This window comes from Undibacterium sp. GW821-FHT11B02, assembly GCF_058808955.1.
Genome location: NZ_JBXASD010000013.1, coordinates 121,985 through 144,146 on the forward strand (window position 1 = coordinate 121,985; position 22,162 = coordinate 144,146).

At 49.6% G+C, this 22,162-nt stretch carries 20 protein-coding genes and 1 tRNA gene; all 21 read left to right on the forward strand.

Annotated elements, in window-relative coordinates:
• Positions 1-527 precede the first annotated feature (527 nt).
• Entirely contained in the window at positions 528-1,391 is an 864-nt protein-coding gene (gene pssA / locus AC1RVX_RS24475) for a CDP-diacylglycerol--serine O-phosphatidyltransferase (RefSeq protein WP_493219193.1), read from the forward strand.
• Positions 1,392-1,781: 390 nt separating this feature from the next.
• Positions 1,782-3,320, forward strand: a complete 1,539-nt coding sequence (locus AC1RVX_RS24480; RefSeq protein ID WP_493219194.1) for a 2-isopropylmalate synthase — start codon at positions 1,782-1,784, stop codon at positions 3,318-3,320.
• A 142-nt stretch (positions 3,321-3,462) separates the two neighbouring features.
• Positions 3,463-3,732: a 30S ribosomal protein S15 gene (gene rpsO, locus AC1RVX_RS24485; RefSeq protein WP_110253976.1), complete on the forward strand. Its 270-nt coding sequence runs from the start codon at positions 3,463-3,465 to the stop codon at positions 3,730-3,732.
• Between the two features lie 215 nt (positions 3,733-3,947).
• On the forward strand, positions 3,948-6,092 hold the full coding sequence (pnp, locus tag AC1RVX_RS24490; protein ID WP_493219195.1) for a polyribonucleotide nucleotidyltransferase: 2,145 nt from the start codon (positions 3,948-3,950) through the stop codon (positions 6,090-6,092).
• 147 nt (positions 6,093-6,239) lie between these two features.
• Positions 6,240-7,226, forward strand: a complete 987-nt coding sequence (locus AC1RVX_RS24495; protein WP_493219256.1) for an NAD(P)H-quinone oxidoreductase — start codon at positions 6,240-6,242, stop codon at positions 7,224-7,226.
• A gap of 175 nt (positions 7,227-7,401) precedes the next feature.
• Complete coding sequence (gene tpiA, locus AC1RVX_RS24500; protein ID WP_493219196.1) at positions 7,402-8,145, forward strand: triose-phosphate isomerase; 744 nt, start codon at positions 7,402-7,404, stop codon at positions 8,143-8,145.
• 177 nt (positions 8,146-8,322) lie between these two features.
• Positions 8,323-8,709: a preprotein translocase subunit SecG gene (gene secG, locus AC1RVX_RS24505; RefSeq protein WP_493219197.1), complete on the forward strand. Its 387-nt coding sequence runs from the start codon at positions 8,323-8,325 to the stop codon at positions 8,707-8,709.
• A gap of 84 nt (positions 8,710-8,793) precedes the next feature.
• Positions 8,794-8,878 (forward strand) — tRNA-Leu (locus tag AC1RVX_RS24510).
• Between the two features lie 114 nt (positions 8,879-8,992).
• Positions 8,993-9,352: an NADH-quinone oxidoreductase subunit A gene (locus AC1RVX_RS24515; RefSeq protein WP_493219198.1), complete on the forward strand. Its 360-nt coding sequence runs from the start codon at positions 8,993-8,995 to the stop codon at positions 9,350-9,352.
• Between the two features lie 6 nt (positions 9,353-9,358).
• Entirely contained in the window at positions 9,359-9,835 is a 477-nt protein-coding gene (locus tag AC1RVX_RS24520) for a NuoB/complex I 20 kDa subunit family protein (RefSeq protein WP_186949040.1), read from the forward strand.
• Positions 9,836-9,864: 29 nt separating this feature from the next.
• A complete protein-coding gene (locus AC1RVX_RS24525; protein ID WP_493219199.1) occupies positions 9,865-10,461 on the forward strand; it encodes an NADH-quinone oxidoreductase subunit C in 597 nt (198 codons plus the stop codon).
• Complete coding sequence (locus AC1RVX_RS24530; RefSeq protein WP_493219200.1) at positions 10,461-11,714, forward strand: NADH-quinone oxidoreductase subunit D; 1,254 nt, start codon at positions 10,461-10,463, stop codon at positions 11,712-11,714. Before AC1RVX_RS24525 ends, AC1RVX_RS24530 begins: the two co-directional genes overlap by 1 nt.
• A gap of 37 nt (positions 11,715-11,751) precedes the next feature.
• Entirely contained in the window at positions 11,752-12,240 is a 489-nt protein-coding gene (nuoE, locus tag AC1RVX_RS24535) for an NADH-quinone oxidoreductase subunit NuoE (RefSeq protein ID WP_493219201.1), read from the forward strand.
• The gene (nuoF, locus tag AC1RVX_RS24540; RefSeq protein WP_493219202.1) at positions 12,240-13,535 is read left to right on the forward strand and encodes an NADH-quinone oxidoreductase subunit NuoF; all 1,296 of its coding nucleotides are present in this window, start codon (positions 12,240-12,242) and stop codon (positions 13,533-13,535) included. The genes nuoE and nuoF overlap by 1 nt, the downstream gene beginning before the upstream one ends.
• Positions 13,536-13,567: 32 nt before the next feature.
• Positions 13,568-15,874 carry an NADH-quinone oxidoreductase subunit NuoG gene (gene nuoG / locus AC1RVX_RS24545; protein WP_493219203.1) on the forward strand — a complete coding sequence of 769 codons (2,307 nt, stop codon included), beginning with the start codon at positions 13,568-13,570 and terminating at the stop codon, positions 15,872-15,874.
• Positions 15,874-16,938, forward strand: a complete 1,065-nt coding sequence (gene nuoH, locus AC1RVX_RS24550; RefSeq protein ID WP_493219204.1) for an NADH-quinone oxidoreductase subunit NuoH — start codon at positions 15,874-15,876, stop codon at positions 16,936-16,938. The genes nuoG and nuoH overlap by 1 nt, the downstream gene beginning before the upstream one ends.
• A gap of 12 nt (positions 16,939-16,950) precedes the next feature.
• A complete protein-coding gene (nuoI, locus tag AC1RVX_RS24555; RefSeq protein ID WP_493219205.1) occupies positions 16,951-17,439 on the forward strand; it encodes an NADH-quinone oxidoreductase subunit NuoI in 489 nt (162 codons plus the stop codon).
• A gap of 16 nt (positions 17,440-17,455) precedes the next feature.
• The gene (locus AC1RVX_RS24560) at positions 17,456-18,103 is read left to right on the forward strand and encodes an NADH-quinone oxidoreductase subunit J (RefSeq protein ID WP_493219257.1); all 648 of its coding nucleotides are present in this window, start codon (positions 17,456-17,458) and stop codon (positions 18,101-18,103) included.
• Positions 18,104-18,418: an NADH-quinone oxidoreductase subunit NuoK gene (nuoK, locus tag AC1RVX_RS24565; protein WP_162041807.1), complete on the forward strand. Its 315-nt coding sequence runs from the start codon at positions 18,104-18,106 to the stop codon at positions 18,416-18,418.
• A gap of 87 nt (positions 18,419-18,505) precedes the next feature.
• Positions 18,506-20,581: an NADH-quinone oxidoreductase subunit L gene (gene nuoL, locus AC1RVX_RS24570; RefSeq protein ID WP_493219206.1), complete on the forward strand. Its 2,076-nt coding sequence runs from the start codon at positions 18,506-18,508 to the stop codon at positions 20,579-20,581.
• Between the two features lie 26 nt (positions 20,582-20,607).
• Positions 20,608-22,101: an NADH-quinone oxidoreductase subunit M gene (locus AC1RVX_RS24575; RefSeq protein WP_493219207.1), complete on the forward strand. Its 1,494-nt coding sequence runs from the start codon at positions 20,608-20,610 to the stop codon at positions 22,099-22,101.
• Positions 22,102-22,162: the final 61 nt, after the last annotated feature.

Here is a 22,162-nt window from a genome sequence, read left to right on the forward strand (position 1 = left end):
GCCGGGCATCATCCAGCGTGCGCTTGCAGGCGCACGCAGCTCGAAGGCTAAAAGTCGTCCACTTGGACGACTTTTTTTACGCCTTCAAGTGCACATGGATTGCTAAAAAACAAACTGGTTGATCAAAGCAAGAACTAATTGCTGACATCGCCGGGCATCATCCAGCGTGCGCTTGCAGGCGCACGCAGCTCGAAGGCTAAAAGTCGTCCACTTGGACGACTTTTTTACGCCTTCAAGTGCACATGGATTGCTAAAAACAAACTGGTTGATCAAAGCAAGAACTAATTGCTGACATCGCCGGGCATCAATAGCGTGCGCTTGTCGGCGCACGCTGCTCGAAGACTAAAATCGCCCTCCGGGGCGATTTTTTTACGTCTATATGAATGAAGATGTATATTGGAAGCCTGAGCGTGAAGGGTGCATGTCCCTGAGTTTGTTTTCATCGGCAATAATCGGGGTTATACTTCGCACACTTTTGCATCCCTTGCCCAGGCAAGTGACATATTCCACAGATTACGATAGCAAGAATGGCACCTATACTAAAACGAAAGCCCAAAGGCAGTTTCAAGTTATTCCCCAAGGGCATGCGCAAGAATGCGGCTGCGGGCGCGCATGAGGGGGAAGAGGTACGTGTCCCAGCCAAACCCAGGCGTGGTATTTACCTGTTGCCGAATGCTTTTACGACAGCAGCCCTGTTTTGCGGTTTCTATGCCATTGTGATGGCGATGAATCAACGTTTTGACCAGTCTGCACTGGCGATTTTTGTAGCCATGGTGCTGGATAGTCTGGATGGTCGCGTGGCCCGTATGACCAATACCCAAAGTGAATTTGGTGCCCAGTACGATAGCTTGTCTGACATGATTTCTTTTGGCGCAGCGCCAGCATTGGTTGCCTATGAATGGTCGTTAAAAGGCATGGGCAAGCTGGGCTGGCTGGCGGCCTTTGTGTATTGTGCCGGTGCTGCTTTACGCCTGGCTCGTTTTAATACAAATATAGGGATCGTCGATAAGCGCTACTTCCAGGGTTTGCCTAGCCCGGCTGCTGCAGCCTTGGTGGCTGGCTTTGTGTTGCTGATGGAAGACTTGCACTTCCCCGGGCGTGAACTAAGCTGGAGCACCTGGAGCATTACCTTGTTTGCAGGTTTGACCATGGTAACCAATGTACCTTTCTATAGCTTCAAGGATGTCAATCTGCGTCGGTCTGTGCCGTTTATCGCCCCATTTTTGATTGTATTGGCCTATGTTGCAGTGGTCAGTGATCCACCCAAGGTCTTGTTTGGCTTGTTCGTGTTGTATGGCTTGTCTGGCTATGTCGTGTTGTTGTGGCGCTGGCGCAAAGGCAGGCCTGTCAGTATTGTGCAGACCAGTGTTGAGCATCATGAAGAAAAATAAGCGTGCCTGAAGCAATGTCGGCCAGATAAAATTTGGTGTTTTAAAAGAAAAGCCGCAATGCAGAAAATGTATTGCGGCTTTTTTGCTTTTTCGCCTGAGAAAAATAGGATTTTACTGCTATAAATTCTTGCACTTTTTTGTAATCGCGCTTATAGTCTTTGGCATGAACTTCGCATCCACATCAATAGCAAAAAATACTACGGCAGGCCTGTCTGGTCTGCTATCGCTATTGCTGGTATCTCTACTAGCGGTTACGCGCTAAATCCCCCACACCCACAATTCGAGTAGTCTCATCACCCATGTGCGTCTTGCAAGGGTAGGCTGAAGAATATTCACAATTTGCAGTTTTATCTCATATCAATTTTGTAAATTTATCTCAGGAGCAAAATCATGGCCGACAAACTCATCATATTTGACACAACCTTGCGCGATGGCGAACAATCACCTGGTGCATCCATGACCAAGGATGAAAAAATCCGCATTGCCAAGCAACTGGAAAGAATGAAGGTCGACGTGATCGAGGCTGGTTTTGCTGCAGCGTCGCCAGGTGATTTTGAATCCATCAAGGCGATCGCTTCCATCATCAAGGATTCCACGATTTGCTCCCTGTCGCGAGCCAATGACCGTGATATCGCCCGCGCCGCCGAAGCCTTGCAAGCCGCACAGCGCAAGCGTATCCATACATTCATTGCAACTTCTCCTTTGCATATGGAAAAGAAATTGCGCATGACACCAGATCAGGTACTGGAGCAGGCAATACAGGCCGTGCGCTATGCCCGTAACTTTACAGATGACGTGGAATTCAGTCCGGAAGATGGCAGCCGTTCGGATATGGACTTCTTGTGCCGCGTGCTGGAAGCGGTCATCAAGGAAGGCGCAACCACCATCAATTTTGCTGACACCGTTGGTTATGCTGTGCCTGAACTGTACGGTAATATGTTGAAATCCCTGCGTGAACGTATCCCTAATTCTGACAAGGCTATCTGGTCGGTGCACTGTCACAACGATCTGGGTATGGCCGTGGCGAATTCCCTGGCCGGTGTCATGATAGGTGGCGCACGCCAGATCGAATGTACGATCAATGGCCTGGGTGAGCGTGCAGGTAACACCGCCCTTGAAGAAATCGTTATGGCAGTGCGTACCCGCAAAGATTATTTTGATCTGCAACTGGGTATTGATATTAGTCAGATCGTGCCGGCATCCAAGCTGGTGTCACAAATCACCGGTTTTGCCGTGCAGCCAAATAAGGCAGTGGTGGGTGCGAATGCGTTTGCCCACGCATCCGGCATTCATCAGGATGGCATCTTGAAAGCGCGTGACACCTATGAAATCATGCGTGCGGAAGATGTGGGCTGGAGTGCCAACAAACTGGTCCTGGGTAAATTGTCTGGCCGTAACGCCTTCAAGCAACGTCTGGAAGAATTGGGTATAACATTGGAATCCGAAGCTGATGTCAATGCTGCCTTTGCCCGCTTCAAGGAACTGGCCGACCGTAAGTCTGAAATATTCGACGAAGATATTCTTGCCCTGGTGTCTGATGAAGAGCATGCACAAAACAATGATGCCTTCCATTATGTTTCTCTTTCACAACGCTCTGAAACTGGTGAGTTGCCATTTGCTAAAGTTGTATTTACTTCGGATGGTAAGGAAGTTACCTGTGAAGGTAATGGTAATGGTCCGGTTGATGCCATCGTCAATGCGATTGATTCCAAAGTGCAGAGCGGAGCAGAGTTGTTGTTGTTTTCTGTGAATGCTATTACCACAGGTACCCAGTCCCAGGGCGAAGTCACTATGCGTCTGTCTAAAGCGGGTCGTATAGTCAATGGTGTTGGTGCAGATCCTGATATTGTTGTTGCCTCAGCGAAAGCTTATTTGTCAGCATTGAATAAATTGCAGTCAAAGATCGAGAAATTGAATCCCCAGATTTAAAGCAAGATTTGATTCCAGCTTAAAACGGTGGTATAGTCATGGGTCCCGTCATTCCGGCGGGATTGCTATTTCACGATAACGATGGTTTTGTTGATGTTTTTATAAATACGACGACTCTTGTTATCGCATGTTAAGGGAAATTATGTCTATCGAAAAAAATGCAAAAGCCGCTATCGTAGCGGACAATGCCCGTGGTCAAAATGACACAGGCTCTCCTGAAGTGCAAGTTGCTCTGTTGACTGCACGTATCAATGACCTGAATGGTCACTTCAAGGCTCACTCTAAAGATCACCACTCCCGTCGTGGTTTGATCATGATGGTTAACCGTCGTAAGAGTCTGCTGTCTTACCTGAAAGGTAAAGACCTGAATCGCTATCGCTCACTGATCGAAAAACTCGGCTTGCGTAAGTAATTCTTGCTGAGCTTAGCAAATCATTGGTAGTAAAAAGCCTGCGTCAGTTTTCTGTCGCAGGCTTTTTGTCTATGTAGAGTTTTAGTTTCTCCCAGTTTTAGCCAGGTTTTTGACGAAAATGTTGAAAACAGGCAAAAAGCAATCCAGGCGGGTTGCTCGCGGTGAGGTGAACGACAGCGCCTGAAAATCTGTCGGCAAAATAGAAAGGACACATTGTGTTTAATAAAATTACCAAAACCTTCCAATACGGTCAGCACCAGGTCACACTGGAAACCGGTGAAATCGCCCGCCAGGCTTCTGGCGCGGTCATGGTATCCATAGAAGATACCGTTGTACTGGCAACCGTGGTTGCAAAGAAGGATGCCAAGCCAGGTCAGGATTTCTTTCCTCTGACCGTGGATTACATGGAAAAAACTTATGCTGCCGGCCGCATCCCTGGCGGTTTCTTCAAGCGCGAAGGTCGTCCATCGGAAAAAGAAACACTGACTTCCCGTTTGATCGACAGGCCTATCCGCCCTCTGTTCCCAGAAGGCTACCTGAACGAAGTTCAGGTCATCGTGCATGTCTTGTCCGTCAATCCTGAAATCGATCCTGATATCGCTGCGATGATCGGTGCTTCTGCTGCGATTTCCGTTGCTGGTATCCCATTCAGTGGTCCGGTTGGTGCAGCACGTGTTGGCTATATCGATGGTCAATATGTATTGAACCCGACTGCGACGCAACTGAAGCAATCCAAGCTGGATCTGGTTGTTGCCGGTACTGAGCAAGCCGTATTGATGGTCGAATCCGAAGCGCAGCAATTGTCTGAAGAAGTCATGCTGGGTGCGGTTGTTTTCGGTCACGAACAAATGAAGGCTGTTATCGATGCGATCCATGAACTGGTACGTGACGGTGGCAAACCTGAAGTGCAATGGGCGCCTGCTGCAAAAAATGAGCCACTGATTGCTGCGGTAACTGCAGTAGCAGAGCCTTTGTTGCGCGCTGCTTACCAAACCAAAGAAAAACAGGCTCGTACTGAGCAACTGAAGGCGGCAACGTCTACTGTCGCTGTGGCGCTGGCTGAACAAGCTGCTGCCAAAGGCGAAGCTGCTCCTGATTCATCGGAAGTCGGCAATATCCTGTTCGATCTGGAGGCGAAAATCGTTCGCTCCCAAATCCTTGAAGGTGAACCACGTATCGATGGTCGTGATACACGCACAGTGCGTCCTATCAGTATCCGTACCGGCGTTCTGCCACGTACGCATGGTACAGCCCTGTTCACACGTGGTGAAACTCAGGCTTTGGTGATTGCAACGCTGGGTACTGCCCGTGACGAGCAAAAAATTGATGCGCTGATGGGTGAGTATTCTGACCGCTTCATGCTGCACTACAATATGCCTCCGTTTGCCACTGGCGAAACAGGTCGCGTTGGTACACCTAAGCGTCGTGAAATCGGCCATGGCCGTTTGGCTAAGCGTGCATTGCAGGCTGCCTTGCCTGATCCGGAAGATTTCAGCTACTCTGTGCGTCTGGTTTCTGAAATTACTGAATCCAATGGTTCTTCTTCCATGGCTTCCGTCTGCGGCGGCTGCCTGGCGTTGATGGACGCTGGCGTGCCGATGAAAGCACACGTTGCCGGTATCGCCATGGGCCTGATCAAAGATGGCAACAAGTTTGCCGTTCTGACAGACATCCTGGGTGATGAAGATCACCTCGGCGACATGGACTTTAAAGTGGCCGGTACAGCAGAGGGTATTACTGCCCTGCAAATGGATATCAAAATCCAGGGCATCACCAAAGAAATCATGCAAGTCGCTCTGGCGCAGGCCAAAGAAGGTCGTGTGCATATTCTGGGCAAAATGCAGGAAGCCGTACCTGTCGGCAAATCTGAATTGTCTGACTTTGCTCCACGTCTGATCACGATCAAGATCAACCCGGAAAAAATCCGTGATGTTATCGGTAAAGGTGGTGCAGTGATTCGTGCATTGACAGAAGAAACCGGCACGCAAATCGATATCAGCGATGAAGGTGTGGTCACTATTGCTTCTGTTGATGCAGCAGCAGGTCAGGAAGCCAAACGTCGCATCGAAGAATTGACTGCAGAAGTTGAAGTCGGCAAAGTTTACGAAGGTACAGTATTGAAATTGCTGGACTTCGGTGCGATTGTGCAAATCATGCCTGGTAAAGACGGTTTGCTGCACATCAGCCAAATCGCCAATGAGCGTGTGAATGCCGTTGCTGATTACCTCAAAGAAGGTCAGCAAGTGCGTGTCAAAGTGCTGGAAACAGATGACCGCGGTCGCTTCAAGTTGTCCATGAAGGCGGCTTTGGCTGAGTCTGAAGCACAAGGTCAGCCACAGCAACAACAGCAGCAACAGTAATAGTGGCGGGTAATAAGGCAGTCATCTGCTTTGTGCCGTCAGACTGAAAAATGAAGAAACGCCCATGCTTTGCACGGGCGTTTTTTTATTCGCTTACAATTCAAGCCCAAGAGTTCACTTTATGGATGAGTCCACATGAAAACTGAAATGCGTGCCATAGAAATCACCCAGTACGGCAAGCCAGAAGTGTTGCAGATTGCTACGCGACCTGTGCCAGTGCCAGGTAAAGGGGAATTATTGATACGGGTCAGTGCTGCCGGTGTGAACAGACCTGATGTGTTGCAGCGTCTTGGTTTTTACCCGGTACCTGCTGGTGCTTCAGATTTGCCTGGCCTGGAAGTGGCGGGGGAGGTAGTTGCTGGCGACCTGGATGGGAGTGGGTTTCAGGTTGGTGACCAGGTTTGTGCTTTAGTACAAGGCGGTGGCTATGCTGAATATTGCGTGGCACCGGCTGGGCAGTGCCTGAAGGTGCCGCAGGGCCTGTCTTTACTGGAGGCGGCATCTTTGCCGGAAACTTATTTTACGGTCTGGAGCAACGTATTTCAGCGCGCCCATTTATCACCGGGCGAAAGTTTTCTGGTGCAGGGCGGTACATCGGGTATTGGTGTTGCCGCAATTCAAATTGCCAAGGCTTTGGGACATCGTGTCTTTGCTACTGCTGGTTCGGATGAAAAATGTCGGGCGACAGAAAAACTGGGTGCAGAACGTGGCATTAACTACAAGACTGAACAATTTACCGATGTCGTCAAGGAGTTGACAGCAGGTAAAGGTGTTGATGTCATTCTTGATATGGTGGCTGGCAGTTATGTGCCGCAAGAGATCAATTGCCTCGCTGATGATGGTCGCCTTGCTATTATTGCCTTGCTGGGTGGATCTAGTGCCGAACTGGACCTGAGTCAAGTATTGCGCCGCCGCCTGACGGTCACTGGTTCTACTCTGCGTCCACGCTCAGTGGCGTTCAAAAAAATAATTGCGACTGAGTTGCAAGAGCATGTCTGGCCGCTACTGAGTTCCAGGGCGATCGTGCCTGTGATACATCACGTCTTCCCTCTCGCCCAGGCAGCGCAGGCGCATACCATGATGGAGGAGGGGGCGCATATAGGAAAAATCATGCTGTCCATGGATGTGGGCTAAGGCGCTATAGTATTGTCGGCATGATCAAAAAGATGGCTTGCGTGCACTAAAATCGCTCTTTGACAGGCCGTATGAGGCAGCTTTTGTAGTCATAAAGTCATAAACCTGAGTGTGCTGGTTTGACCCTGATAGCGCTGAGGGCTACAATAGACGGTTATTTATATTTTGGCTTACTATGCGACGCACCTTAATAGCCGGTAACTGGAAGATGAATGGTGGTTTTTCTGCTAATCGTTCATTGTTGTCTGAAATAAAGGCAGGTTTGCCTGCATCGTTGAACTGTGATGTTCTGGTGTGCCCACCAGCACCTTATCTGGCACAATGCGCTGAATTATTGGCGAGTAGTGCTGTCATGTGGGGCGCACAAGATGTTTCAGTGCATGCGCAGGGTGCTTATACCGGCGAGATATCGGCAGCCATGCTGGCGGATTGCGGCAGCAAGTATGTGATAGTCGGGCATTCCGAACGCCGTGCTTATCACGCTGAAAGCGATGAGCTGGTGGCGCAGAAGGCGTTGCGCTTGCAGACGTCGGGTCTGTTGCCTATCGTTTGTGTTGGTGAAACGCTGGAACAACGCGAAAGCGGTCAAACCAATAAAGTGGTGGCTGCTCAGTTGAATGCAGTTCTGGATGTGTTGGGCGATATGACAGCGATGGTCGTTGCCTACGAGCCGGTATGGGCAATAGGTACTGGCAAGACAGCAACGCCGCAAATGGCGCAGGACGTGCATCAATTCCTGCGTCAACAGATGGCGGTCAGAAATGCTGATGCGGCTGGCAAAGTGCAAATCTTGTACGGTGGCAGCATGAAGCCGGAAAATGCCGCAGAATTACTGGCGATGCCTGATATAGATGGTGGGCTGATAGGTGGCGCAGCATTGAAATCGCAGGACTTCCTGTCGATTATTGCAGCGGCCTGAGAACCTGTAGCGAGCGTGCGTCAGCGGGGTCAGGGTAAAGCGCAGCATAAAAAGCGGAATGTACTTTGGTACATGAGCATTTTGAGCCCTGATCACGCACGCGCAGTAAGATCGCAAACAGGTTCTGAGTTATTTGAATTAATTTGTTGAATGCTTAATTTTTTTTGGATGTCTTGAATGCAAACTTTATTTACGTTGGTTGTGGTTGTTCAGGTGTTGTCAGCTTTGGCAATTATTGGCCTGGTTTTGTTGCAGCACGGCAAAGGTGCTGATATGGGAGCCTCTTTTGGTTCTGGCGCATCTGGCAGCCTGTTTGGTGCAACTGGCTCGTCCAACTTCCTGTCGAAGGCAACAGGCGTTGCTGCGGCGATCTTTTTTGCTGCGACTTTGGGGCTGGCAGTTTCCAGTGGCAATCGTAAGCCTGCCATAGGTGTCATGGAGGGTGTGGCAGCAGTTAAGCCAGTAGCGCCTGCAGCTTCTGCGGGTACGGCTTCCGCTCCGGTTGTTACCCCTGTGCCTGCTTCCTCTGCTTCAGCTGGTCAGGCAAACCAGATTCCAAAATAATTGATTTTGCTCAGCAAAAAACATTGAATTGCCGCAATTGTGCGTTGAACAATGAGGCTATACATAGTAGAATGCTGGGCTTAGGCCGACGTGGTGAAATTGGTAGACACGCTATCTTGAGGGGGTAGTGGCGAAAGCTGTACGAGTTCGAGTCTCGTCGTCGGCACCAAAAAAATAGAGTCAGTTTTCTTTGCTGGCTTGGTCGAGGAAGCAGTTGTTTATTGTTTGTTAGTATCAATAAGTGACTTGCTTCAATCTGGCGTTCAACTACAGGTAGCCTAACGTGAACCTCGAAAATTATTTCCCAGTTCTTCTCTTTATTCTGGTTGGTATCGCTGTAGGTGTGGTGCCGCAAGTGTTGGGGCGTATTCTCGCTCCGTATAAACCGGACTCTCAAAAAAATTCTGCTTACGAATGCGGTTTTGAAGCATTTGAAGATGCGCGCATGAAGTTTGACGTGCGCTACTACCTGGTGGCAATTTTGTTCATTTTGTTTGATCTGGAAACGGCATTCTTCTTCCCTTGGGGTGTGGCGATGCGTGATCTTGGCTGGAATGGCTTTTTGATCATGCTTGGCTTCGTGCTGGAATTTGGTGTGGGTTTTTGGTACATCTGGAAAAAAGGCGCTCTGGATTGGGAGTGATGAATTATGGCAATTGAAGGTGTATTGAGTGAAGGCTTTGTCACCACTACGGCAGACAAGCTGATCAACTGGACGCGTACCGGTTCCATGTGGCCTATGACCTTTGGTCTGGCCTGTTGTGCCGTTGAAATGATGCATGCTGGTGCGTCACGTTACGATCTGGATCGTTTTGGCGTAGTGTTTCGTCCGTCGCCACGTCAGTCTGACGTGATGATTGTTGCTGGTACGCTGTGTAACAAGATGGCACCTGCGTTGCGCAAGGTGTATGACCAGATGGCAGAGCCGCGCTGGGTTATTTCCATGGGCTCGTGTGCTAACGGTGGTGGTTATTATCACTATTCATATTCCGTGGTGCGTGGTTGTGATCGTATTGTTCCTGTGGATGTGTATGTGCCAGGTTGCCCGCCAACGGCAGAGGCCCTGATGTACGGCATCATACAGTTGCAAAACAAGATCAAGCGTACCAACACCATTGCGCGTTAATTGCGTCGTCGCCGGGGCAACATTAAATTATGACTACCAAACTGGAAAACCTTGAGACGGCAGTAAAAACGGTCTTGGGTGAACGCATTCTGGAATTGAAAAATGCGCTGGGTGAAATCACTATCGTGGTTTCTGCTGCAGCTTATCTTGATGTGATGCTTGCCTTGCGCGATCATCCGGATACCTGTTTTGAAGAATTGATCGACCTGTGTGGTGTTGATTATTCCACTTATGGTGATGGCATTTGGGAAGGCGCGCGTTATGCCGCCGTTTCGCATTTGCTGTCCATTAAAAATAACTGGCGTTTGCGCGTGCGTGTCTTCGCACCGGATGATGAAATGCCGGTCGTGCCTTCTTTGATCGATGTCTGGAATGCAGCCAACTGGTATGAGCGTGAAGCGTTCGACTTGTTTGGTATCTTGTTTGATGGTCACAATGACTTGCGTCGCATTCTGACCGATTATGGTTTTATCGGACATCCTTTCCGTAAAGACTTTCCAGTTTCCGGCTATGTTGAAATGCGTTATGACGCAGATCAAAAGCGCGTCGTTTACCAGCCTGTCACGATAGAACCACGCGAAAATGTGCCGCGTATCATTCGTGAAGAACATTACGGGATGAAATAATGGCTGAGATTAAGAATTACACATTGAACTTTGGTCCACAGCATCCTGCTGCGCATGGTGTGTTGCGCCTGGTGCTTGAGCTCGATGGCGAAGTCATACAACGTGCTGATCCGCACATTGGTCTGTTGCATCGTGCTACGGAAAAACTGGCAGAGCAAAAAACCTTCCTGCAATCCGTGCCTTACATGGATCGCCTGGACTACGTATCCATGATGGCCAATGAACATGCCTATGTCATGGCGATTGAAAAGATGCTGGGTCTGGAAGTGCCTTTGCGTGCGCAGTATATCCGCGTCATGTTTGATGAAATTACGCGCTTGCTGAACCACTTGCTGTGGATAGGCGCGCATGCGCTGGACGTGGGCGCGATGGCGGTGTTCCTGTACGCTTTCCGTGAACGTGAAGACCTGATGGATTGCTATGAAGCGGTCTCGGGTGCACGTTTGCATGCAGCTTACTATCGCCCTGGTGGTGTATATCGTGATTTGCCGGATCAAATGCCGCAATTCACGACATCGGCTTTGAAAAATGAAAAAGCGATGCGTCTGTTGAATGAAAGTCGTCAGGGTTCTCTGCTGGATTTCATTGAAGACTTCACCAACCGCTTTCCTAAATACGTCGACGAATACGAAACACTGTTGACCGACAATCGTATCTGGAAACAGCGTCTGGTTGGTATTGGTGTGGTCTCGCCTGAACGTGCCAAAGCTATGGGCTTTACTGGTCCTATGTTGCGTGGTTCCGGCATCGAATGGGATTTGCGCAAGAAGCAGCCGTATGAAGTCTATGACTTGCTGGATTTTGATATCCCGGTTGGCGTGAATGGCGACAGCTACGACCGTTATCTGGTGCGCGTGGAAGAAATGCGCCAGTCCAACCGCATTATCAAACAATGCGTGGAATGGCTAAGAAATAACCAGGGCCCGGTGATTACCGATAACCACAAGGTTGCGCCACCGCATCGCGTGAACATGAAGTCGAATATGGAAGAACTCATCCATCACTTCAAACTGTTCACCGAGGGTTTCCATGTTCCTGCTGGCGAAGCCTATGCCGCGGTTGAACATCCTAAAGGCGAGTTTGGTATTTACTTGATGTCCGATGGTGCTAACAAGCCTTATCGTCTGAAAATCCGTGCGCCAGGTTTCGCGCACTTGCAGGGTTTGGATGAAATGGCAAAAGGTCACATGATTGCTGATGCGGTAACGATCATCGGTACTCAGGATATTGTGTTTGGTGAGATTGACAGATAAAGCGGCGCCCTGAGGGCGTCGAATCGAGGCATTAGCTATGGTGTTATCAGAGCAGGCATTTAAAAAAATTGATCGTGAACTGGCAAAGTTCCCGGCTGACCAGCGCCAGTCCGCTGTGATGGCCGCATTGGCTATCGCCCAGGATGAAACTGGCTGGGTTTCTCCCGAAGTTATGCAGACCCTGGCTGATTACATCGGCATGCCCGCTGTAGCAGTGCAGGAAGTCGCGACTTTCTACAATATGTACAACACCAAGCCAGTGGGCAAGTTCAAGATTTCGGTCTGTACTAACTTGCCTTGCGCCTTGTCTGGTGGCGAGCGTGCAGCACATCATCTGAAGCAAAAGCTCGGTATCGATTACAAGGAAACTACGGCAGATGGCCAATTCACCCTGGTTGAAGGTGAATGCATGGGTGCCTGTGGTGACGCGCCTGTGATGATCGTCAATAACAAACGTATGTGCAGTTTCATGTCGAATGAAAAAATCGATGGCCTGGTCAATGAACTGAAAGAGGCGGGTAAATAATGACGAGTCTGCACAATCGCCATATTAAACCTTTGATACTGGCAGGTCTGGATGGCAAGAACTGGCATCTGCAAGATTACGTAGCACGTGGTGGCTATGAATCCCTGAAACGTATCCTGAATGAAAAAATCCCGCCTGAGCAAGTGATTGCCGAATTGAAGGCGTCTTCTTTGCGCGGTCGCGGTGGTGCGGGTTTTCCTACCGGCTTGAAATGGAGTTTCATGCCGCGTCAGTTCCCAGGGCAAAAATACCTGGTCTGTAATACCGACGAAGGCGAACCTGGTACATTCAAGGATCGTGACATCATCCGTTATAACCCGCATGCCCTGATCGAAGGCATGGCCATAGGCGCTTACGCCATGGGCATCACTGTGGGTTACAACTATATTCACGGCGAGATTTTTGCTGATTACGACCGCTTTGAAGAAGCGCTGGAAGAGGCACGTGCAGCCAATATGCTGGGCGACAAGATTGCTGGTTCTGAATTTAATTTCCAGTTGCATGCTTTCCACGGCTACGGTGCCTATATCTGCGGCGAAGAAACAGCCTTGCTGGAATCGCTGGAAGGCAAAAAAGGGCAGCCGCGCTTCAAGCCGCCTTTCCCTGCCAGCTTTGGTTTGTATGGCAAACCAACCACGATCAACAACACAGAAACTTTTGCAGCCGTGCCATTTGTGTTTGCCATGGGCGGTGAAAAATACGCTGCGCTAGGTAAGCCTAATAATGGCGGCACCAAGATTTTCTCCATGTCTGGTGACGTAGCCAAACCAGGTAACTATGAAGTGCCGTTGGGTACACCATTTGCGACCTTGCTGGAACTGGCTGGTGGCATGCGCGACGGCAAAAAGATCAAGGCAGTTATCCCCGGTGGTTCTTCCATGCCTGTGTTGACGGGTGATGTGATGATGGCTACGGATATGGATTACGATTCTATCGCCAAGGCTGGTTCCATGCTGGGTTCTGGTGCGGTCATCGTCATGGATGAAACGCGCTGTATGGTGAAATCATTGCTGCGTCTGTCCTACTTCTATTTTGAAGAATCCTGCGGTCAGTGCACACCATGCCGTGAAGGTACGGGCTGGTTGTATCGCATGGTGCACAGGATAGAGCATGGCCAGGGTCGTGCAGATGATCTGGATATGCTGAACTCCATCGCTGACAACATACAGGGCAAGACAATTTGTGCCCTCGGTGATGCAGCGGCGATGCCAGTACGCGCTTTCATCAAGAATTTCCGCGAAGAATTTGAATATCACATCGAGCATAAGCATTGCTTGGTGCCCACTTACATGTAAGCCAGCTTCGGTTAGCACACTTAGAGTAGACCATGGTTGAAATCGAAATAGACGGCAAAAAAGTCGAAGTCCAAGAGGGCAGTATGGTGATGGACGCTGCCAATAAGCTTGGCACCTACATCCCGCACTTTTGCTATCACAAAAAATTATCTATTGCGGCTAACTGCCGCATGTGTCTGGTCGAGGTTGAAAAAGCACCGAAGCCTTTGCCTGCCTGTGCGACTCCTGTCACACCTGGCATGATCGTGCGTTCATCAAGCGACAAGGCAGTAAAAGCACAAAAAGCGGTGATGGAATTCTTGCTCATCAATCACCCGCTGGATTGCCCTATCTGCGATCAGGGCGGTGAATGTCAGTTGCAGGATCTGGCTGTTGGTTACGGTGGCACGGCTTCCCGCTACGAAGAAGAGAAGCGCGTTGTATTCCATAAAGATGTCGGCCCGCTGGTATCCATGGAAGAAATGAGCCGTTGCATACACTGCACACGTTGCGTACGTTTCGGCCAGGAAATCGCTGGCGTCATGGAACTGGGCATGCTTAACCGTGGCGAACATTCTGAAATTACTTCCTTCGTCGGCAAAACGGTTGATTCCGAATTGTCAGGCAACATGATTGATCTGTGCCCGGTAGGGGCACTGACATCCAAGCCTTTCCGTTACTCTGCCCGTACCTGGGAATTATCCCGCCGTAAATCGGTGAGTGCCCATGATGGCCTGGGTTCCAACCTGATTGTTCAAGTCAAGAACAACAAGGTCATGCGCGTGGTACCACTGGAAAACGAAGAAATCAATGAATGCTGGATTTCCGATAAAGACCGTTTCTCTTACGAAGCACTGAACAGCACAGAACGCCTGACCAAGCCTATGATCAAGCAGGGCGGTGAATGGCAGGAAACTGACTGGCAGACTGCACTTGAATATGTCGCGCACGGTTTGCGTAACGTCAAGCATGAACATGGTGCTGAGTCCATCGCAGCCGTTGCAGCACCAAGTGCCACGCTGGAAGAACTGACGCTGTTACAGCGTGTAGTACGCGGTTTGGGCTCAGACAATGTTGATTTCCGTCTGCGTCAGTCTGACTTTGCTTTGAATTCTGCTGTCAAGCCTTGGCTGGGAACCAGTATCGTCAAATTTGCACAGTTGAAAAATGTATTCGTGATTGGCTCTTTCTTGCGTAAAGACCATCCTTTGCTGACTGCGCGTCTGCGTCAATCAGTAAAAATGGGTGCCAAGCTTAGCATTTTGAATGCAACTGATGATGACTTGCTCATCAAGCTGGCAAACAAGGCAGTGATTGCACCCTCGCTGTGGACGTCTTTCCTGGCAGAAGTTGCGGTAGCTGTGGCAGCAAAAAAAGAAATCGCCAAACCAGCCGGTCTGGAAGCAGTGCAGGCGTCTGCAACTGCTGAAGCAATCGCAGCAAGTCTGGCGGCGGGCAATGCCGGTGTATTCCTTGGTAACACAGCGTCTTACCATCCAGAAGCATCAAAATTGCATGCATTGGCACAATGGATTGCAGAAAATGCCGGTAGCGAATTTGGTTATCTGACAGAAGCCGCTAACACCGTTGGTGGTTACCTGGCAAATGCGATTCCGGCCAACAATGCCAAGCCAGTATTTACTGAGGTTAAAAAAGCCTACATCGTGCTGCATGCCGAACCTTTGCTTGATAGCGCTTATCCGGTGCAGGCTAAAGCAGCATTGGATCAGGCTGATATGGTTGTCGTCATGTCGTCATTCAAGCATGGTGCCGAATATGCAGATGTCTTGCTGCCGGTTTCTCCATTCACTGAAACTGCCGGTACTTTCGTCAGTTGTGAAGGTCGTGCACAAAGCTTCCACGGTGTTGTCAAACCTTTGGGCGATACCCGTCCGGCATGGAAAGTCTTGCGCGTACTGGGCAATTTGCTGGGTCTGGAAAACTTTGATTTTGAAACAGCAGAAGCTGTGCGCGATACCGTGCTGACACAAGCTGACCTGACGGCACAATTGAATAACCTGGCCAAAATTGTTCCTGCGGTTTCCGCGAATGCGAACGCTGGTCTGGAACGTATAGCTGATGTCGGTATTTACAGCACAGATGCGATCGTTCGCCGTGCAGAATCCCTGCAACTGACAACTGATGCACGTGCGCCACAAGCCTGGATCAGTCAGGCTGAAGCTGGCAAGTTGGGGATAGCTGAAGGCGACATGGTACGACTGAGCAAAACAGGTTCCACGCTGATCCCTGTTGGAATTGACAAATCCCTGCCTGACAATGTGGTCAGGATTGCTGCTGGTCATACCCTGACAGCCAATCTGGACGGCATGTTTGGTGCCATCAAACTGGAGCGTGCATAATGAATTTGCTGCTCTCTATCCATGAATTTGGTCAGCATTACCTTGGTGCATTGTGGATGCCCTTGTGGACGCTGATCAAGATTGTTTGTATCACTCTGCCTGTGATGGGCTGTGTCGCCTACCTGACCTTGTGGGAACGCAAGATGATAGGCTGGATGCATATCCGTCTTGGCCCGAATCGCGTAGGCCCCGCAGGTTTGCTGCAGCCTATCGCTGATGCATTGAAACTGCTGTTGAAAGAAATCATTATCCCGGCCAAGGCGAATAAAATCTTGTTCGTACTGGCACCTATCATGACCATCATGCCAGCGCTGGCGGCCTGGTCGGTGATTCCGTTTGGCCCTGAAACTGTGTTGGCAAATGTCAATGCTGGTTTGCTGCTGATCATGGCAATCACTTCGATGGAAGTCTACGGCATCATCATCGCCGGTTGGGCATCCAACTCCAAGTATGCTTTCCTGGGTGCCATGCGCGCGTCTGCGCAGATGGTATCGTATGAAATCGCCATGGGCTTTGTACTGGTTATCGTATTGATGGTATCCGGCAGTCTGAACATGACAGATATCGTCAAAGCTCAAACTACAGGCTTTGCAGCTGAGCACGGTTTCAACCTGTTCTCATGGAACTGGTTGCCGCTGTTGCCTATGTTCGTGGTGTATGTGATTTCTGGTATCGCTGAAACCAACCGTCATCCGTTTGACGTGGTGGAAGGTGAGTCTGAGATCGTTGCCGGTCACATGGTTGAATATTCCGGTATGTCTTTCGCCATGTTCTTCCTGGCTGAATACGCCAACATGATTTTGATCTCTGCCATGGCATCACTGATGTTCCTCGGCGGCTGGTCTGCACCGTTCCGTTTCCTGGATTTCATTCCCGGCTGGATCTGGCTCGGTATCAAGACTTTTGTTGTGGTTTCCATGTTCATCTGGGCACGCGCATCTTTCCCACGCTATCGCTATGACCAGATCATGCGTCTGGGCTGGAAAGTATTTATCCCGCTGACCCTGGTGTATCTGGTGATCGTCGCAGCATGGATGCAAACTCCATGGAATATTTGGAAGTAAGAGGCTAAAAAAATGGAAGCAATCAAGGATTTTTTTGGCAGCCTGATGCTGCGCGAACTGATCAAGGGCCTGGCCCTGACAGGGCGCTATATGTTTGCCCGCAAGATCACGGTGCAATTCCCGGAAGAAAAGACGCCACAGTCTCCACGTTTCCGTGGCCTGCATGCCTTGCGTCGTTACCCGAATGGGGAAGAGCGCTGCATCGCCTGTAAATTGTGTGAAGCAGTGTGTCCGGCCATGGCAATCACGATCGAGTCTGAACAGCGTGCTGATGGTTCCCGCCGTACTACCCGTTATGACATTGACCTGACCAAGTGTATCTTCTGTGGTTTCTGTGAAGAATCCTGCCCCGTCGATTCCATCGTGGAAACCCATGTACTGGAATACCACGGTGAAAAACGTGGCGATCTGTATTTCACCAAAGAAATGCTGCTGGCCGTCGGTGATCGTTACGAGACACAAATTGCAGCGGCGCGTAGCGCTGATGCCGCATACCGCTAACTGGACCTGGTTCGATATGGAATTTACTACCGTTTTATTTTACGTTTTCTCAGCGATCATGATAGTCGCTGCGATACAGGTCGTTTCTGCACGTAATCCTGTGCATGCTGCCTTGTTTCTGGTATTGACCTTCTTCAATGCAGCAGGTATCTGGATGCTGTTGAAGGCCGAGTTCCTGGCGATTGTACTGGTGCTGGTCTATGTCGGCGCGGTCATGGTACTGTTCCTGTTTGTCGTGATGATGCTGGATATTAATCTCGATAAACTCAGGGAAGGTTTCTGGAGTCACTTTCCTTTGGCGGCTGCAGTCGGTGTCATCATCGTGCTGGAAATGTCGGCAGTATTGTTGCGCGGCTTTTTACGCCCGGACAATCATGTTCCGGCAGCGGCCGACAAGATAGGTAATACCAAGGCACTGGGTATAGAGATTTTCACGCATTACCAGTTTGCCTTTGAAGTTGCGGCAGCTATTTTGTTTGTAGCCATAGTGGCAGCCGTTGCCCTGACTTTGCGTCGCCGTAAAGACAGCAAATACTTTGATCCGGCTGCTGCTGTCAAAGTGAAGAGCAAGGACCGTATCCGCATCGTCAGCATGAAGGCCGAGTCTGATCGTGCAGACAACAACGCAGCCGCTGCGGCAGCAACAGTAAAGCAGGAGGCTTAAATGGCTTTGACTTTGAGTTTGACGCATTACCTGATATTGGGCGCAATTCTGTTTGCGATTTCCATCGTCGGTATTTTCCTCAATCGTAAAAACATCATCGTATTGTTGATGGCGATCGAGTTGATGTTGTTGGCAGTGAATATTAATTTCATCGCTTTTTCTCATTATTTGGGTGATGCCGCTGGTCAGGTATTCGTCTTCTTTATATTGACCGTGGCTGCCGCTGAATCTGCGATTGGTCTGGCAATACTGGTTGTGTTGTTCCGTAATCTGGACACGATCAATGTCGAAGATCTGGATGCATTAAAAGGTTAACAAGGATAATGCTGCGGGCTGACGCATTGCGACAGTCCGGCATACGCTGGCGATTTAAGAAAAGTAATAAGCTAACAAAGGGTCATCATGGCGGGGCAACTTAACCCACAATTATTATTGGCAGTACCTCTGGCGCCTCTGGCAGGGTCTGCTATCGCAGGTTTGCTAGGAACGAAGTTTTTTGGCAATGTGGTAGGACGAAAAGTGTCGCATACAGCGACCATACTGGGCGTGCTGATTGCCTTCGTCATTTCTTGCATGACTTTGTCTGCCGTGATCGATGGCGCTACCTATAACGCCACCTTGTATCAATGGATGAATGTTGGCGGCCTGAAGCTGGAAGTCGGCTTTATGATCGATGGCCTGACCGCCATGATGATGTGCGTTGTGACCTTCGTGTCGCTGATGGTGCATATCTATACCATTGGCTATATGGCTGAAGACGAAGGTTACAACCGTTTTTTCTCGTATATCTCGTTGTTCACCTTTTCGATGTTGATGCTGGTCATGAGCAACAACTTCCTGCAACTGTTCTTTGGTTGGGAAGCTGTAGGTCTGGTGTCTTATCTGCTGATCGGTTTCTGGTACACCAAACCGACCGCAATCTATGCCAACATGAAAGCCTTCCTGGTTAACCGTGTCGGTGACTTTGGTTTCATTCTCGGTATAGGTTTGTTGGTGGCGAATGCTGGCTCCATGAACTATCTCGAAGTATTCGCTAAAAAACAGGAATTGGCAGCCATGCTGTTGCCACATACAGACTGGATGCTGATTACAGTTGCCTGTATCTGCCTGTTTATCGGTGCCATGGGTAAATCTGCGCAATTCCCGTTGCATGTCTGGTTGCCGGATTCGATGGAAGGTCCTACACCGATTTCCGCACTGATCCACGCGGCGACCATGGTGACAGCCGGTATCTTCATGGTGTCGCGTATGTCGCCACTGTTTGAACTGTCTGATACAGCCTTGTCCTTCGTGTTGGTGATTGGTTCGATTACCGCTTTGTTCATGGGTTTCCTGGGGATTATCCAGAACGACATCAAGCGTGTGGTCGCGTATTCGACCTTGTCACAACTTGGTTACATGACCGTGGCCCTGGGTGCATCTGCTTACTCAGTTGCAGTTTTCCACTTGATGACACATGCGTTCTTTAAAGCCTTACTGTTCCTTGCTGCTGGTTCCGTGATTATCGGCATGCACCATGATCAGGACATCCGCAATATGGGTGGTCTGCGCAAATACATGCCAATCACCTGGATCACATCACTGCTGGGTTCCCTTGCTTTGATTGGTACGCCGTTCTTTTCCGGTTTTTATTCCAAGGACAGCATTATTGAAGCTGTTCAGGCAAGTCATTTGCCAGGCGCGGGGTTTGCCCAGTTTGCCGTGCTGGCAGGTGTGTTTGTGACTGCCTTCTATTCTTTCCGTATGTATTTCCTGGTCTTCCATGGCAAGGAAAACTTTGGCCACGCGCATGATCATCATGATGATCGCCATGCCAAAGATGCTCACGATGCGCATGCAGATGATGCTCATGACGACCATGATGCGCATCATCATGGCCTGGCACCAGGACAAAAGCCACATGAATCTCCAATGGTAGTGTGGTTGCCGTTGGTCTTGTTGGCGATTCCTTCCGTTGTTATTGGCTTCTTTACTATTGAGCCTATGCTGTTTGGCAAATTCTTTGACAATGTTATTTTCGTCAATGAAGCCCACCATGCAATGGAAGAACTCAAGCACGAATTCCATTCTCCATTTGCGATGGCCCTGCATGCCCTGATGACGCCACCGTTCTGGCTGGCATTGGCTGGTGTCGTGACCTCTTATGTGTTCTATATGGTCAAGCCTGCGATTCCCGCTATGATCAAAGAAAAAGCCAGCGCGATTTATACGCTGCTGGACAATAAATACTATATGGATCGTTTCAACGAGATCGTGTTTGCTGGCGGCGCTCGCATGCTCGGTGGTGGTTTGTGGAATATTGGTGACAAGGGCCTGATTGATGGTCTGGTGGTGAACGGCAGCGCAAAACTGGTTGGCTGGTTCTCCAAAGTGATACGCCAGTTGCAAAGTGGCTATATTTATCACTACGCGTTTGTAATGATACTCGGCGTAATGGCATTCCTGGCTTACACAGTGCTGTTTCCCTTCGCTAAATAAGTGACCACGGCTATAAAAATATAATCATGATGCAGTCAACTTCTACTCTACTTAGCCTCGCAATCTGGTGTCCTATTGCGTTTGGTATTTTCGTCCTCGCTTTTGGTCGCGACAACAATCCAGGCCTGGTGCGTGGTGTTTCGCTGATCGGTTCCCTGGCCAGCTTTTTGGTCACGATTCCGTTGATCAAAAATTTTGACAATGCTGCGCACGGCATGCAGTTTGTCGAAAAATTTTCATGGATAGAACGCTTCAACATTTTTTACTCACTGGGCATCGATGGTATTTCGTTGTGGTTGATACCGCTGACGGCATTTATCACCGTCATCGTAGTGATTGCTGCGTGGGAAGTGGTTGAAAAGCAGGTTGCTCAGTACATGGGCGCTTTCCTGATACTGTCCGGTTTGATGATAGGTGTGTTCTGCGCAACTGATGGCATGCTGTTCTATGTGTTCTTCGAAGCGACACTGATCCCTATGTACATCATCGTCGGTGTCTGGGGTGGTCCGAATCGCGTGTATGCAGCCTTCAAGTTTTTCCTGTACACCTTGCTGGGTTCCTTGCTGACACTGGTTGCCATCATTTACCTGTACCTGAAAGCCGGTCATTCTTTCGACATCCTGGTATGGCATAAACTGCCGTTGCCACTGACAACGCAGATCATGATTTTCTGTGCCTTCCTGATGGCATTTGCTGTCAAGGTGCCAATGTGGCCAGTACATACATGGTTGCCAGACGCCCACGTGGAAGCACCTACTGGCGGTTCCGTGGTACTGGCTGCAATCATGCTGAAGCTGGGTGCTTATGGTTTCCTGCGTTTCTCTTTGCCTATTGCGCCGGATGCAAGTCATTACATGGCTGGTTTCATTATTACCCTGTCACTGATCGCCGTTATTTATATCGGTCTGGTGGCACTGGTACAAAAGGATATGAAAAAGCTGGTGGCATATTCTTCGATTGCGCATATGGGTTTTGTGACTCTTGGCTTCTTCATGTTCAATGATATGTCGGTGCAGGGTGCGATTGTACAAATGATTTCCCACGGCTTTATCTCTGGCGCGATGTTCCTGTGTATCGGCGTATTGTATGACCGTGTACATTCCCGCGAAATCGCTGACTACGGTGGCGTGGTGAACACGATGCCTAAATTTGCTGCCTTGTTCGTCTTGTTCTCCATGGCCAACTGCGGCTTGCCAGCGACTTCCGGTTTCGTCGGTGAATTCATGGTGATTCTGGGGGCAGTTCAGTTCAACTTCTGGATAGGTATGCTGGCGGCAACGGCATTGATTTTTGGTGCCGCCTATTCATTGTGGATGGTAAAACGTGTGGTTTTCGGCAATATCACGAATGAACATGTGGCGCACCTGACAGATATCAACAAGCGTGAATTTTTCATGCTGGGCGTGCTGGCAATTGCGGTATTGGTGATGGGGCTGTACCCAGCGCCATTTACAGATGCAATGCAGGTCTCGGTTACCGATCTGTTGAAACATGTGGCAGTGTCAAAAGTGATGCCTTGATAGAGGATATGGATGCGCGAGCCACGAACTGAGAGCAGATCTCACGTGGCGGCAGATCAAT

Bases quoted from the DNA above. Each gene is read 5' to 3' on its own strand.
- pssA (WP_493219193.1), top strand. From the start codon at position 528: ATGGCACCTATACTAAAACGAAAGCCCAAAGGCAGTTTCAAGTTATTC.
- AC1RVX_RS24480 (WP_493219194.1), top strand. From the start codon at position 1,782: ATGGCCGACAAACTCATCATATTTGACACAACCTTGCGCGATGGCGAA.
- rpsO (WP_110253976.1), top strand. From the start codon at position 3,463: ATGTCTATCGAAAAAAATGCAAAAGCCGCTATCGTAGCGGACAATGCC.
- AC1RVX_RS24495 (WP_493219256.1), top strand. From the start codon at position 6,240: ATGCGTGCCATAGAAATCACCCAGTACGGCAAGCCAGAAGTGTTGCAG.
- tpiA (WP_493219196.1), top strand. From the start codon at position 7,402: ATGCGACGCACCTTAATAGCCGGTAACTGGAAGATGAATGGTGGTTTT.
- secG (WP_493219197.1), top strand. From the start codon at position 8,323: ATGCAAACTTTATTTACGTTGGTTGTGGTTGTTCAGGTGTTGTCAGCT.
- AC1RVX_RS24520 (WP_186949040.1), top strand. From the start codon at position 9,359: ATGGCAATTGAAGGTGTATTGAGTGAAGGCTTTGTCACCACTACGGCA.
- AC1RVX_RS24525 (WP_493219199.1), top strand. From the start codon at position 9,865: ATGACTACCAAACTGGAAAACCTTGAGACGGCAGTAAAAACGGTCTTG.
- AC1RVX_RS24530 (WP_493219200.1), top strand. From the start codon at position 10,461: ATGGCTGAGATTAAGAATTACACATTGAACTTTGGTCCACAGCATCCT.
- nuoE (WP_493219201.1), top strand. From the start codon at position 11,752: ATGGTGTTATCAGAGCAGGCATTTAAAAAAATTGATCGTGAACTGGCA.
- nuoF (WP_493219202.1), top strand. From the start codon at position 12,240: ATGACGAGTCTGCACAATCGCCATATTAAACCTTTGATACTGGCAGGT.
- nuoG (WP_493219203.1), top strand. From the start codon at position 13,568: ATGGTTGAAATCGAAATAGACGGCAAAAAAGTCGAAGTCCAAGAGGGC.
- nuoH (WP_493219204.1), top strand. From the start codon at position 15,874: ATGAATTTGCTGCTCTCTATCCATGAATTTGGTCAGCATTACCTTGGT.
- nuoI (WP_493219205.1), top strand. From the start codon at position 16,951: ATGGAAGCAATCAAGGATTTTTTTGGCAGCCTGATGCTGCGCGAACTG.
- AC1RVX_RS24560 (WP_493219257.1), top strand. From the start codon at position 17,456: ATGGAATTTACTACCGTTTTATTTTACGTTTTCTCAGCGATCATGATA.
- nuoK (WP_162041807.1), top strand. From the start codon at position 18,104: ATGGCTTTGACTTTGAGTTTGACGCATTACCTGATATTGGGCGCAATT.
- nuoL (WP_493219206.1), top strand. From the start codon at position 18,506: ATGGCGGGGCAACTTAACCCACAATTATTATTGGCAGTACCTCTGGCG.
- AC1RVX_RS24575 (WP_493219207.1), top strand. From the start codon at position 20,608: ATGATGCAGTCAACTTCTACTCTACTTAGCCTCGCAATCTGGTGTCCT.